Origin of the sequence: Streptomyces sp. H39-C1, from assembly GCF_027158125.1 — a bacterium.
GTDB lineage: Bacteria > Actinomycetota > Actinomycetes > Streptomycetales > Streptomycetaceae > Actinacidiphila > Actinacidiphila fildesensis.
In genome coordinates this window covers 15176-28197 of record NZ_JAPVLS010000015.1, presented here as the reverse complement: position 1 = coordinate 28197, position 13022 = coordinate 15176, and the positions used below count along the sequence as shown (strand labels likewise).

The following is a 13022-nucleotide window of genomic DNA, read 5'->3' as shown; positions in this document are numbered from 1 at the left end:
GGTGATCTTCCGGAGGCCGCCGCCCGACGGACTCGGCACCTCCGGCTGATACGGCTTGCGTGCCCTGCGGGACCAACCTCCCGCGAGCCGTCACCGCCTGTCAATAGTTTGTCCGGACATACGGACTTCCCGTCATGGCAACCTGCCGATACGCTCCCATCGTGCCCAGTCCCGACCCCGCACCGCTCCGTCTCAGCGTCGACCGCTCGAGCCCGGTCCCGCTGTACTTCCAGCTTGCCCAGCAACTGGAGAGCGCCATCGAGACCGGCGGGCTCGCCCCCGGCAGCCTGCTGGGGAACGAGATCGAGCTGGCCGGCCGGCTCGGTCTGTCCCGGCCCACTGTGCGCCAGGCCATCCAGTCCCTCGTGGACAAGGGGCTGATGGTGCGCCGCCGCGGGGTCGGCACCCAGGTGGTGCACAGCCAGGTCAAGCGCCCGCTGGAGTTGAGCAGCCTCTACGACGACCTTCTCGCCGCGGGCCAGCGTCCCGCCACCCGGGTGCTGCGCAACTCCGTCGCGCCCGCCTCCGCGCAGGCCGCGGCCGCGCTCGGGGTGCCGGAGGGCAGCGAGGTCGTGGTGGTGGAGCGGCTGCGGCTGGCCCACGGCGAGCCCATGGCGCACCTGACGAACCACCTGCCGCCCGATCTGCTGCCGTTGAGCACCGCCGACCTCGAGGCCACCGGCCTGTACCGGCTGATGCGCGGCGCGGGCATCACGCTGCACAGCGCCCAGCAGACCGTCGGCGCGCGGGCGGCGACCGCGGAGGAGGGCCGGCTGCTGGCCGAGCCGGAGGGCGCGCCGCTGCTGACGATGCAGCGCACCACGTACGACGCCAAGGGGCGGGCGGTGGAGTTCGGATCGCACATCTACCGGGCTTCGCGCTACGCGTTCGAGTTCCGGCTGCTGGTCCGTACCTAGCCACGAACGTAAGAATGTCTGTACAAAGTCTTGACGCTGCACCCCGGCCCCGATTAGAAACCACCCCGTGCCGTACACCGGACCGGACCCGGGCGGCCGGAGGAAAAGGCGGACCCACGATGGCACGCAGGCGTACGGCTCTGTCCGCGGCGGCACTCGCCCTGGCGATATCGCTCGCCGCCGCCGGATGCAGCAGCTCCGGGGGCAAGAAGACCGAGGAGAAGGACGCCACGAGCGCGGTGAACGGGGCGGGCACCCCGCAACTCACCATCGCCATGGTCACCCATTCGGGTGAGGGCGACACGTTCTGGGACATCGTCCAGAAGGGCGCGAAGCAGGCCGCGGCGAAGGACAACGTGAAGTTCCTCTACTCCAACAACAAGGAGGGGAACGAGCAGGCCCAGCTCGTCCAGACCGCGATCGACCAGAAGGTCGACGGGATCATCGTGACGCTGGCCAAGCCCGACGCGCTCAAGGCGGTGCTGCAGAAAGCCGTCCAGGCCGGCATCCCCGTCATCAGCATCAACTCCGGCTCCCAGTTCTCCGCCGCCTACGGCGCGCTGAGCCACATCGGCCAGGACGAGGCGGTGGCCGGCGAGGCGGTCGGCGACGAGATGACCAAGCGGGGCCTGAAGAAGGCGCTGTGCGTCATCCACGAGCAGGGAAACGTTTCTCTCGAACAGCGCTGCGACGGCGCCGCGAAGACCTTCAAGGGCTCGATGCAGAAGCTCTACGTCACCGGCACGAACATGCCCGACGTGCTCTCCTCCGTCACCTCCAAGCTCCAGGCGGACAAGTCCATCGACGCCATCCTGACCCTGGGCGCGCCCTTCGCCGCCACCTCCGTGCAGGCCGTCCAGCAGACCAAGGCCAAGGTCGAGGTCGACACCTTCGACCTCAACGCGGCCGTGGTCAAGCAGCTCAAGAGCAAGGAGGTCGGCTTCGCCGTCGACCAGCAGCCCTACCTCCAGGGCTACCTCGCGGTGGACGAGCTGTGGCTCTACAAGACCAACGGCGACGTCATCGGCGGCGGCCGGCCGGTGCTGACCGGCCCCGCCCTCGTCACCGACAAGGACGTGCCGCAGCTGGAGAAGTACACCCAGCGCGGTACCCGATGACAGCGGCCACGTTCCCCTTGACAGATACTTGGGCCGCCGGGGCTGATCATCGAGCCCCCGGCGGCACCGGGATCCGCAGGGAAGGGCAAGGCTTCGTGGCGATGGCTAAGACGGGGACGCGCGCGATCGGCGCACTGCTGGCGGCGGTGCTCGGGGCCTCACTGGCGGGGTGCAGCAGCACGGGCGGCAAGCGCGCCGAGGAACGGGCCGCGCAGTCCGCGGGCGGCGGCTCGGGCGTCGACACGCCCAAGTGGACGGTGGCCATGGTCACCCACTCGGGCGCCGGCGACACCTTCTGGGACATCGTCCAGAACGGTGCCAAGCAGGCCGCCCGCAAGGACAACATCAAGTTCGTCTACTCCAGCAGCAACCAGGCGAACGAGCAGGCGCAGCTCGTCCAGGCCGCCATCGACCAGCACGTCGACGGCCTGGTGGTCACCCTCGCCAAGCCCGACGCGATGAAGGACGTCGTCGCCAAGGCGGTGAAGGCCGGCATCCCCGTCATCACCATCAACTCCGGCTCCGACCAGTCCAAGGCCTTCGGGGCACTCAGCCACATCGGCCAGGACGAGAAGATCGCCGGCCAGGCCGTCGGCGACGAGCTGGACAAGCGCGGGAAGAAGCACGCCATCTGCGTGCTGCATGAGCAGGGCAACGTCGGCCACGAGGACCGCTGCGCCGGGGCGAAGGAGACCTTCGCCGGGACGATGGACAACCTCAACGTCGACGGCACCAACATGCCCGACGTGCAGTCCACGATCCAGGCCAAGCTCCAGGCCGACAAGTCCATCGACGCGGTCGTCACCCTTGGCGCGCCGTTCGCGGCCACCGCCGTCAAGGCCAAGCAGCAGGCGTCGAGCTCCGCCGAGGTCGACACCTTCGACCTCAACGCACAGGTCGCCACGGCGCTGGCCGCCGGCACGATCGGCTTCGCCGTCGACCAGCAGCCCTATCTGCAGGGCTACGAGGCCGTGGACCTGCTCTGGCTCTACCGCTACAACGCAGACGTCCTGGGCGGCGGGAAGCCGGTGCTCACCGGCCCGCAGATCCTGACGCAGAAGGACGCCGCCGCGCTGGCGAAGTACACCGAACGGGGGACGCGATGACACCGGCCACCACACTGGAGAAGCCCGCGGGCCAGGACGGTCCGGACCCCGGCGGCAAGGCCGCGGACGACCGGCTGGTGCACCGCTCGCTGGCGCGCCGGCTGATGGGCCGCCCCGAACTGGGCTCGGTCGTCGGCGCCGCGGCCGTCTTCATCTTCTTCTCGGTCGCCGCCGACTCGTTCCTGCAGTGGTCCAGCTTCGGGACCGTGCGGTACGCCGCCTCGACCATCGGCATCATGGCGGTGCCCGTCGCCCTGCTGATGATCGGCGGCGAGTTCGACCTGTCGACCGGTGTGATGGTCACCAGCTCCGCGCTGGTGTCCTCGATGTTCAGCTACCAGATGACGGCGAACGTCTGGGCGGGCGTCGCGGTGTCGCTGGTGGTCACCCTGGCCATCGGCTTCTTCAACGGGTTCCTGCTGACCCGCACCAAACTGCCCAGCTTCATCATCACGCTCGGCACCTTCCTGATGCTCACCGGGCTGAACCTGGGCTTCACCAAGCTCATTAGCGGCACGGTCAGCACCAAGTCCATCGCCGACATGGAGGGGTTCGACTCGGCGCGGGTGCTCTTCGCCTCGCACCTCACCATCGGTGACATCGACCTGAAGGTCACCATCCTGTGGTGGGCGGCCCTGGTCGCCGTCGCCACCTGGGTGCTGCTGCGCACCCGGGCCGGGAACTGGATCTTCGCCGTCGGCGGCGGCGCGGACGCCGCCCGCGCGGTCGGCGTCCCGGTGTCCCGCACCAAGATCGGCCTGTACATGGCGGTCGCGTTCTGCGCCTGGATCTCCGGCCAGCACCTGCTCTTCTCGTTCGACGTGGTGCAGTCGGGCGAGGGTGTCGGCAACGAGTTCCTCTACATCATCGCGGCCGTCATCGGCGGCTGTCTGATGACCGGCGGCTACGGGTCGGCGATCGGCTCCGCCGTCGGCGCGTTCATCTTCGGCATGACGAGCAAGGGCATCGTGTACGCCCAGTGGAATCCGGACTGGTTCAAGTTCTTCCTCGGGGCCATGCTGCTGCTGGCCACGCTGCTGAACGCATGGGTCCGCAAGCGGGCGGAGGCGACCGCATGAGCGCGCTGGTGAAGCTCACCGACGTGAGCAAGTACTACGGCAACATCAGGGCCCTGGAAGCGGTCTCCCTCGAAGTGCACGCCGGTGAGATCACCTGCGTGCTGGGCGACAACGGCGCGGGCAAGTCCACCCTCATCAAGATCATCTCGGGTCTGCACCAGCACGACGCGGGCACCTACGAGGTCGACGGCGAGCCAGTGCGCCACAGCTCGCCGCGTGAGGCCCTCGACCACGGCATCGCGACCGTCTACCAGGACCTCGCGGTGGTGCCGCTGATGCCGGTGTGGCGGAACTTCTTCCTCGGCTCCGAGCCCACCAAGGGCCGTGGACCGCTCCGCCGGCTCGACGTGCGCACGATGCGCGAGACCACCCGCAGTGAGCTGCTGCGGATGGGCATCGACCTGCGCGACGTGGACCAGCCCATCGGCACCCTGTCCGGCGGTGAACGGCAGTGTGTCGCCATCGCCCGCGCCGTCTACTTCGGGGCGAAGGTGCTGGTCCTCGACGAGCCGACGGCGGCGCTCGGCGTCAAGCAGTCCGGCGTCGTCCTCAAGTACGTCGCCGCCGCGCGCGACGCCGGGCTCGGTGTGGTCCTGATCACCCACAACCCGCACCACGCCTTCCTCGTCGGCGACCGGTTCGTCCTGCTGAAGCGCGGCGCGATGGCCGGGAGCTATGCCAAAACGGGCATTACGCTGGAAGAACTGACCCGCCAGATGGCGGGCGGCAGCGAGCTGGAGCAGCTCAGCCACGAGCTCGCCCGCGAGGGCTGACCCAGCCCGTGCTGCGCGGGGTACGTCCCCGGTGCGGCACAATCGGCACGACAGCCACCGATCCGGAGACGACCCTTGCCAGCAGCGTCACGCAGCGACCGATCAGCATTCCAGCGCAAGGGCGCCGCCCGTGCGACGGTGCTGCAGACCGTCGGCCGCCGGGAGCGCCGCTCCCATCTGACGGCGCCGAGGGTGCCGACGGTCGGCATCGACATCGGCGGCACCAAGGTGGCGGCCGGGGTCGTGGACCCGGACGGCAACATCCTGGAGCAGCTCAGGACCGAGACACCGGACCGGAGCAAGAGCCCCAAGGTCGTCGAGGACACCATCGTCGAGCTGGTGCTGGACCTGTCGGAGCGGCACGACGTGCACGCGGTCGGCATCGGCGCCGCCGGCTGGGTCGACGCCGACCGCTCCCGGGTGCTCTTCGCCCCGCACCTGTCCTGGCGCGACGAACCGCTGCGCGACCGGCTGGAGGAACGGCTGCTGGTGCCGGTCATGGTCGACAACGACGCCAACACCGCGGCCTGGGCCGAATGGCGCTTCGGCGCCGGCCGCGGCCAGGACGACCTCGTCATGATCACGCTGGGTACCGGCATCGGCGGCGCCATCCTGGAGGACGGCCACGTCAAGCGCGGCCGCTACGGCGTGGCCGGCGAGTTCGGCCATATGCAGGTCGTCCCCGGCGGCCACCGCTGCCCCTGCGGCAACCGCGGCTGCTGGGAGCAGTACAGCTCGGGCAACGCGCTGGTCCGCGAGGCCCGCGAGATGGCCGCCGCCGAGTCGCCCGTCGCGTACGGGATCATCGACCGGGTCGGCGGCAACATCGGCGACATCACCGGACCGCTGATCACGCAGCTGGCCCGGGAGGGCGACGCGATGTGCATCGAGCTGCTCCAGGACATCGGCCAGTGGCTCGGCGTCGGCATCGCCAACCTCGCCGCCGCGCTGGACCCGTCCTGCTTCGTCATCGGCGGTGGCGTCAGCGCCGCCGACGACCTGCTCATCGGCCCGGCCCGGGACGCCTTCCGCCGCAACCTCACCGGGCGCGGCTACCGCCCCGAGGCCCGCATCGTGCAGGCCGAGCTGGGCAACGAGGCCGGGCTGGTCGGCGCCGCCGACCTCGCCCGGCTGGTCGCCCGGCGGTTCCGCCGCGCCAACCGGCGCCGTGTCGAGCGCTACGAGCGCTTCGTCCGGGCGGCGGGCCGATGAGCGTCGACCGCCCGCACAGCAGGCCGCTGCGCCAGGTGCCCCGCTGGGTCCAGTGGACCGTCGTCCCGCTGCTGATCCTGGTACCCGTCGGCTATGTGATCGTCTCCGCCGAGCAGAGCCGCAACAGCGGCCAGGACAAGGAGGAGTCGGCGGCCGCCAAGCACCTGACGTGGGACTGGCCCAGCCAGGTGCAGCGCCGGATATACCAGGTGCCGGTCCCGCTGGACTGGACGCGGAAGATCGCCTACATGGAGACGAACAACTGGAACACGAGCGCGCTCTACGTCCAGTTCACGTCCACCGCGGGCGGGCTCGACACCTTCCTCGCGCAGCTGGGCACCAGCCGCTCCGCGCTGAAGCCGGGCGACGTCACCATCACCCCCGACCAGGCGAAGGTGCCCGGCTGGCTCTTCCGGCCGGGCCACGACTGGGGCGGAGTGTCGACGACCCAGCACGGTGACAAGCCGGACCACGACATCACCGTCGACCTCAGCGATCTGGACCATCCCGTCGTGTACATCGTCTCCACGATCAACTTCTGACGGAACCATCCCCCCACGCGCCCGCCCCACCGGTCGGAGGCGGGCGCCCGCACGGGTCCTGGCGGGCCGCGGGGGGCGGGTGACCAGCCGCTTCCCGTCACTCGATAGCGTGAACCCGGTGAGCGACCAGAAGACCCTCCAGCACCGGCTCGACGGCCCCGAGGACGCCCCCGTACTCGTCCTGGGCCCCGCCCTCGGCACCACCTGGCACAGGTTGTAGATCGCGTCTTGTGCGGTCCAGGCGGTCCAGGTGAAGCGCTTAAGCGCAGGTCAGGTCACTGTGGTCCAGGAGCGTCCGTGGTGTTGGTGATAGCCATGTGAGAGATGCGTACCCCCGTCGGCTGGTGCTGGCGGGGGTACCGCGTGTGGCGGCGGATCGTAATATGGGATGCTCGATGCGGTCTTGTCATGCTCCTCCGGGGCGCCCACATCTCCTGTGCTCGGGGCATTGGTGAGGATGCTTCGGGTGCGTTCAGCGCGGGGGCCTTCTGTGGGTGGGGAGGACGCTCAAGGCCATGACGGTGCCGTCGTCGTGGAAGGAAATCGGCCCGTTCCATCTGCCGGTTTCGTGGGTGTCGCGCGCGGTCGAGCGGCTCTGAAACGCGGCCTGGCGGTACTCCTCCACGCGGCCCTTCTTGATGAGTTCGTACAGGTTCTCGGCCATACCGGAGAATGCCTCGATCCGTACGGACCCCATACGGAAGACGTGGTCCGTGCCGACGAATTTCGTTCCGCCGACTTGGATGTCCGCGTCGTCAACGCTTGATGTGGCGGCGAAGGTGGGCACGTCGTAGTGCTGTCGTCCCTGGCGTGGGGTGAGGTATTGGGCGATTCGGGGACCTCCGCCGGCCAGAGCGGTCAGGTTGGCAGTGCCGGTACGGGTCAGGAGCTGGCCGAACCAGCCGAGGTCGCGTTCGGCTACTTGGAAGCCGTCGACAGTCCGCGCCCGCTTTCCGTCGTGGGCGGGTATGTGAATGGCGTTGGGGTAGGGGATGCCCGGCTTGTCTCTGATCTCCTCGTCAGCGTTTCCCGGGGCACGCGGCGTGCGGACGGGAAGACGGGCTTCGCCGGGCGCCTGCAGGGCATTGACCACGACTCCGCCCTGTCCCAGGAGTTCAGTGGACAGCATCAGGCAGGGCGTCGTGTTCCATGGGCCGATGTGCATGCCTTCGGTCAGCTCGGCGCCTTTTACCAGTTGCTGGACGGTGGTGCTGCGTGTCCGGCCGCCCCGCTTGCTCGGCTTTTGGTGGTTTCCCCGGCAGGCTACGAGCGTGACTTTCGACGGCTCGCCCGGTTTCCACGCTTCGATGAGGTAGTCGGGGCGGGGCCGTGAGCTCTTGTTCCGTTGTGAGACGTTCAGGGGCCAGCCGGCTCGCAGGACCGTACTGGTGTCCACGATCGAGATGACGTGGTCCGGGTAGCGCTTTTGCACAATGTGCTCTGCCACGGCTAGTCCGAAGCCAACGGCCAATTCCCGGGCCTGCATGGCCTTGTACCAGCGCTCGGGAGTGCGGCCCTTGTCGGTGAGATCCATGGCGCCGCCGCGATTGTCGCCCAGCGCTTCGCAGAACTTCAGGCTCAGCCAGTGTTCTGCGAGCCCGCGCCCCATTCCCTGGCCGGCCAGTGCGTAGCCACGGGCCACGGTGTGCAGCACCTGCCACGGCGTCAGCTCGATCGTCTGAGCGCACTCGGTCCCTGGAACGGGGAGCAGTTCAGGTTTTCTGCGTACCGGTGCCTGTCCCTTCTCCCGGCGCTTCTTGTCGAAGGCCGCCGTTGCTGAGGTGACATGGACAGCGAGGTCTGCCGTGGACCGGACGTGGATGTTCGTTGAGCGGCTGAGTGCGTTCAGGGTCTGTCGCGCGGTTCTTGCCATGCGGCCCCCAAGATGTCCGTCTGCCCTGGTCGGTCAGGAACGGTAATCGGAGGCGCGCGGGCGCACACAAGTGCGCATGGTGCCGCCACGGGTCAGAACAAGCGGTGCTGGGATCAGGTGAGGCAAGTGGTGCCGAAGGCCCGGGCGGCAAGGCGGTCGTCGCCATGCTGTGCGTGGTAGGCCCGTATTGGCCGCACAGCTACTCCCCGTCCGCCTGAGGATGGACCCGCGCAACGGATGAACAACGGAGAGGCCCGCGACTGCTCCCCGCCCGCGCGGGGATGGACCCAGCAGGAACCCGATCACCGGCGGGGCGGCCAACTGCTCCCCGCTCGCGCGGGGATGGACCCAAAGAGGTAAAGAAAGCAAAGGGCGGTGAGTCCTGCTCCCCGCTCGCGCGGGGATGGACCCAACTGCGCCCGGCGGTCATCGCCGACCAGGCGCGCATCTGGCGCGACCTCACACCCTTGCGGCCCGGCGACGAGCTGGTGTACGAGCTGAAGGTCCGGCTCCGCGGCCAACTCACCGAGATCTTCCCCGGTCTGGAACGCGAACTCGACCTGGGCAACGTCGGTCTCCTGGAGCTGCTGACCGGCTACCAGACCCCGGCCGCCATCCGCCGCACCGGCCGGCGACGCCTGGCCACCTGGTTGCGCAACCGCAAGGTCCGCAGCGCCGACCAACTCGCCGCCACGGCCGTCCAGGCCGCTGAAATGTGGCGGTCGAGCAGCCCGCACCGGTGACGGTGGCGCCTGATACCAATGTCCTCGTGACTGACGACGAGATCATCCGCAGGATTCGCGAACAGGGTTCAGCTGGCAAGCTGCCGCCACCTGCGCCGCCCGAGGCCGTGGTCGAACTCGAAGCCGCAGTGGGGCACCCGTTGCCGCCCCTACTCAAACGGATCTATCTCGAAGTCGCCGACGGCGGGTTCGGCCGCTGGAACGACGCGCTGTCCCTCACCGACACGACCTACAGCTTCAGCGACAGCGATCGGCTGCTAGAGGAGTATTCGGGCTGGTGCGAGCGCCCCAACTACCCGAGCTCTGTCGTTCCCCTGTTGACGTGGGGCTGTGCGATCTGGTCCCTCGTCGACTACAGCTCTCCCGAAGGCCGTATGTGGGGTTGGGACCCGAACGCCCGTTGCCTTGACCACGCACTGTTCCCCGAAGGCTTCACCCTGGCCCAGCGGATCTGCGGCTGGCTGGACGGGCGTGAGGACTTTCCCAAGGCGCCTGCCCCCACAGACTGCCCAGAGTGTTGACAACTCGGACCTGACATACGACCGGCCCCTGGCCGCCATTCCGCCCAGCCCGCTGCTTGAAGCACGCACAGGTCGGCTGAGGCACCCAGCATAACCAGCAAGATCCCGATATACAGCTGGCGTACCAGAGTCACGCAGAAGCGCGGCGGCGGCGTGCGCGGTCTCCGTACGAACTGATCGGATTGGACCCGGCTACCCAAAGGGACATACTGAACTTGATTGGGTGATGTCGGCGCCGTTCGCCTGACGGCGGCCGGTCCGCTCCGGTAGCCCTGGAGCGTGAGGTACGCACAGGGCGGCGGGTTGACCGACGCCGGGAGGGCCGCGCGGGAGCGGGTGCGGCTGCAGGCCGTGAAACGCTTCGAAGACGGGCAGAAGAACAGGGAGATCGCTGCCGCGTTGCGGGTCGGTGAGCGGTCGGTGGAGCGGTGGCGCCGCCAGTGGCGCGAGCGTGGTGAAGCGGGGGTCCTGTCGAAGGGGTCGCCCGGGCGGCCGAGGCTCAGCGACGCGCAGATCGCCCGGCTGGAACGGGAGCTGGAGCGCGGACCGCTGGCCCACGGCTGGGTCGACCAGCGGTGGACACTGGCACGGATCAAGACGCTGATCGGCCGGCTGTTTCACGTGAGCTACACCGTGGAGGGCACGTGGCTGCTGCTGAAGCGGCACGGCTGGTCCTGGCAGCAGCCCGCCCGGCGTGCGATCGAACGCGACGACGCGGCGGTCGAGGTCTGGAAGAAGGAGACCTGGCCGCGGGTAAGAGCACCGCGGCGGCGTGTGACGGCTGGATCGTCTTCGAGGACGAAGCCGGACAGTCGATGACGCCGCCGCGCGCGAGGAGCTGGGGGCGTAAGGGCGCAACCCCAGTGGTCCGGGTCCGCGGCCGGGGCTCGGGCCGGGTGTCCATGGCCGGGCTGACCTGCTACAAGCCGGGGAAGCGGTCCCGAATGTTCTACTCGGTCCGCGAGTACCGGGGCCGCAAGGGCGAGCCGAAGGGGATTGGGTGGCGTGATCTTCGCGACCTGCTGGTCAGGGCGCACATCCAGCTCGGCGGCCCGATCGTGCTGGTATGGGACAACCTGCGCATGCACCTGGTCGAACCGATGCGCGACTTCATGGCCGACCACGCGGACTGGCTCACCGTCTTCCAGCTTCCCAGTTACTCACCGGACTTGAACCCGCAGGAGGGCGTCTGGTCACTGGTCAAGCGCGACATCGGCAACCTCGCCGTAGCCGACCTCGGCCAGATCACCCGGGCCGTCAAGCGCAAACTCAAGATGCTGCAGTACCGACCAGAGGTCATCAACGGCTGCCTCGCCGGCTCCGGCCTGGCCCTGGACAGCTGACCGACGGTGCCAACCACATTTAGCGGCGCGGCTTCCGACCTTCTGAAGCTGCGGCCGGGACGTCGAGGCGTGCTTTGCCCATTAGTCGGGCGTTTAGCGTCGTCTGAAAACCCCTTGCTCCCCGGCCCGCCTCCGTGGTGGGATACAGGGGCTTCGACGGCGGGAGGGGACGGCTTGACGGTGTTCCGGTGTGCGGGCTGCGGTGCGGTCCTGACGGCGGCGGTGTCGGAAGTGGCGTTGCCGATTCACCTGGCTGACACCCACTGGGAGAAGCTGCACCCGCCACTGCTGGAGTCCGGGTCCTACGCCGTCGACCCCGCACCGTACGGGCCGCCATGGCGGCAGTGGGACGAGGTCGGGGCGTGCGAGGCAAGGGAGCGGGGGCGCTTCGCGCCGTTCGGCGCGCTGTCCAATGGACCGTCGGAAACCATCATCCTCGCGCCCGGCGACATGCGTGGCACTGGGCTGATCCTCGAGCGGGCCGGGGGCTACTGCATGGGGATCGACGGGCGGGACGGGCCGAACCTTGCGTGCCTGGGCTGCGATCTGCCGGTCGGAACGAGGATGGACGACTGCGGGTGCTGGCAGGTCGTCCGGCTCATCCCGCAGGCGGTGGTGCGGCTGCCCGGGCCGCCGGAGCGGCCCGTCATGGAGTGGTCGGAGCTGCTGGCCACCGGCGCGCTGTGGCACCGGTTGAGCGAGTTCCGGGACATCCCAGCGGGCGTGGCTCTCGCCCAGGTGGTGGTGGCCGCCCGGGGCGAGCCGGTCGAGGTGGCGCCCGGGCCGGTCGCTGAGCTCCTCGGCCGTGCACTTGACGCGCTGCTGCCCGCCGGGGAAGGCGCGCAGCGACTGGACCTGGCGGGACCGGAGTTCGGCGAGCCGGCCGCCGACCTGGTGCTGGTGCCGGTCCATCCACAGACCGGAGACATATGGCAGCCGCGCAACGGGGCGGTGCCGGTACCCATGGACGCCGCGCTCTGGGTCGAACTTGCCTTCCCACCCCACCGGACCCGGCTGCCGGTGGTCGGAGGACTGCCGGCGGGTGTGGAGCGGGACGATCCGCTGCCGCCACACCGGTGGTACCCGTTCCGGCCGTCCACGGAAGGGTTCCGGTACACGCTCGCGCGGATGCCTGCCGTCGAGGAACCGTGGCTGCGGGCGATCTACGACCGAGGATGCTGACGCGTCAGCGGTAGTGCGGACCCAGAGGTTGGATTCGACGTATGCAGCGTAGCCAGGGGCTGAGTCGCAGCTGGAACCAGGACGCCCCCTGATCACACGTGGCTGACCGACAACACCCATTCAACTTCAGTAGCTGCACCGGCGAAAGAGGGTCTCTCGCAGAGACGAAAATCCTGGGGGTGTGGCAGTGAGCCGGACAGAGAGATGTCATCGGTTACCCAGTTCTGCCGGTTACGCCCCGCGGCGCGGCAGGGGCTCCACCGGCTTCGGAGTGGTGAACACCAACACCGCAAGACAGTAGAACTCCCCGTTCTGGCGCTCCAGTTGTGAGTATGGGGCGCCAAGATTCCCCCGATTAGGGGTGCGATAGGTGCGGTGTGGACCGTTCTTGCCACTACCGGGCTGGGTGCCTGCCATACCGCACGTGAATCATCATGAACCCAGCAGACCTCAATTGACGTTCGTGCGTTCGAGAGGTCACGGCAGTGATGGGCGCAGGCTTCAGGAGCCCGTGTGCGGTTCGCCGTTGAACGGATGACATCGGCTGTAGGGCACACCGTCAGCCGCTGTGCAGCGGAAGTGTTGAGTCTCATGGGCTGACTCTCGAAAACTG

The 13022-nt window shown here is 68.8% G+C and carries 11 protein-coding genes and 2 pseudogenes; 12 read left to right on the top strand and 1 reads right to left on the bottom strand.

The features are described from left to right. The first annotated feature begins 134 nt into the window (after nt 1-134). From O3W51_RS12690 to O3W51_RS12655, 8 genes and pseudogenes are all read left to right on the top strand, one after another. Entirely contained in the window at nt 135-917 is a 783-nt protein-coding gene (locus tag O3W51_RS12690; RefSeq protein ID WP_138355582.1) for a GntR family transcriptional regulator, read from the top strand. Nucleotides 918-1036: 119 nt separating this feature from the next. After that, nucleotides 1037-2035: a sugar ABC transporter substrate-binding protein gene (locus O3W51_RS12685; RefSeq protein ID WP_138355581.1), complete on the top strand. Its 999-nt coding sequence runs from the start codon at nt 1037-1039 to the stop codon at nt 2033-2035. Between the two features lie 95 nt (nt 2036-2130). Continuing rightward, entirely contained in the window at nt 2131-3141 is a 1011-nt protein-coding gene (locus tag O3W51_RS12680; protein WP_138355580.1) for a sugar ABC transporter substrate-binding protein, read from the top strand. Nucleotides 3142-3245: 104 nt separating this feature from the next. Beyond that, the gene (locus O3W51_RS12675) at nt 3246-4220 is read left to right on the top strand and encodes an ABC transporter permease (protein WP_269285854.1); all 975 of its coding nucleotides are present in this window, start codon (nt 3246-3248) and stop codon (nt 4218-4220) included. Then, the gene (locus O3W51_RS12670; RefSeq protein WP_269285778.1) at nt 4217-4993 is read left to right on the top strand and encodes an ATP-binding cassette domain-containing protein; all 777 of its coding nucleotides are present in this window, start codon (nt 4217-4219) and stop codon (nt 4991-4993) included. The genes O3W51_RS12675 and O3W51_RS12670 overlap by 4 nt, the downstream gene beginning before the upstream one ends. 75 nt (nt 4994-5068) lie before the next feature. Next, nucleotides 5069-6205 (top strand): ROK family glucokinase, encoded by a 1137-nt coding sequence (locus tag O3W51_RS12665; RefSeq protein WP_138355578.1) that lies wholly within the window; start codon nt 5069-5071, stop codon nt 6203-6205. Next, the gene (locus tag O3W51_RS12660) at nt 6202-6747 is read left to right on the top strand and encodes a hypothetical protein (RefSeq protein ID WP_203674798.1); all 546 of its coding nucleotides are present in this window, start codon (nt 6202-6204) and stop codon (nt 6745-6747) included. The genes O3W51_RS12665 and O3W51_RS12660 overlap by 4 nt, the downstream gene beginning before the upstream one ends. A 118-nt stretch (nt 6748-6865) precedes the next feature. Continuing rightward, nucleotides 6866-6958 (top strand): annotated as a pseudogene (locus O3W51_RS12655) (3-oxoadipate enol-lactone hydrolase); the annotation flags it as partial. 261 nt (nt 6959-7219) lie between these two features. Here O3W51_RS12655 and O3W51_RS12650 read toward each other — a convergent pair. Further along, a complete protein-coding gene (locus tag O3W51_RS12650; RefSeq protein ID WP_269285773.1) occupies nt 7220-8401 on the bottom strand; it encodes a hypothetical protein in 1182 nt (393 codons plus the stop codon). Between the two features lie 641 nt (nt 8402-9042). Here O3W51_RS12650 and O3W51_RS12645 point away from each other — a divergent pair. The 4 genes and pseudogenes from O3W51_RS12645 to O3W51_RS12625 all read left to right on the top strand — a co-directional run. After that, nucleotides 9043-9354: pseudogene (locus tag O3W51_RS12645) on the top strand (IS110 family transposase); the annotation flags it as partial. A gap of 35 nt (nt 9355-9389) precedes the next feature. Further along, nucleotides 9390-9884 (top strand): SMI1/KNR4 family protein, encoded by a 495-nt coding sequence (locus O3W51_RS12640; protein ID WP_269285772.1) that lies wholly within the window; start codon nt 9390-9392, stop codon nt 9882-9884. A gap of 279 nt (nt 9885-10163) precedes the next feature. Further along, a protein-coding gene (locus tag O3W51_RS48815) for an IS630 family transposase (protein WP_443048278.1) occupies nt 10164-11227 on the top strand; the annotation gives its coding sequence in 2 pieces (ribosomal slippage) (nt 10164-10611 and nt 10611-11227; 1065 coding nt in all). A 231-nt stretch (nt 11228-11458) separates the two neighbouring features. After that, on the top strand, nt 11459-12409 hold the full coding sequence (locus O3W51_RS12625; protein WP_331284065.1) for a hypothetical protein: 951 nt from the start codon (nt 11459-11461) through the stop codon (nt 12407-12409). Nucleotides 12410-13022 lie beyond the last annotated feature (613 nt).

Coding starts and splice junctions, on each gene's coding strand:
- O3W51_RS12690 (WP_138355582.1), top strand. CDS start 135: ATGGCAACCTGCCGATACGCTCCCATCGTGCCCAGTCCCGACCCCGCA.
- O3W51_RS12685 (WP_138355581.1), top strand. CDS start 1,037: ATGGCACGCAGGCGTACGGCTCTGTCCGCGGCGGCACTCGCCCTGGCG.
- O3W51_RS12670 (WP_269285778.1), top strand. CDS start 4,217: ATGAGCGCGCTGGTGAAGCTCACCGACGTGAGCAAGTACTACGGCAAC.
- O3W51_RS12660 (WP_203674798.1), top strand. CDS start 6,202: ATGAGCGTCGACCGCCCGCACAGCAGGCCGCTGCGCCAGGTGCCCCGC.
- O3W51_RS12675 (WP_269285854.1), top strand. CDS start 3,246: ATGGGCCGCCCCGAACTGGGCTCGGTCGTCGGCGCCGCGGCCGTCTTC.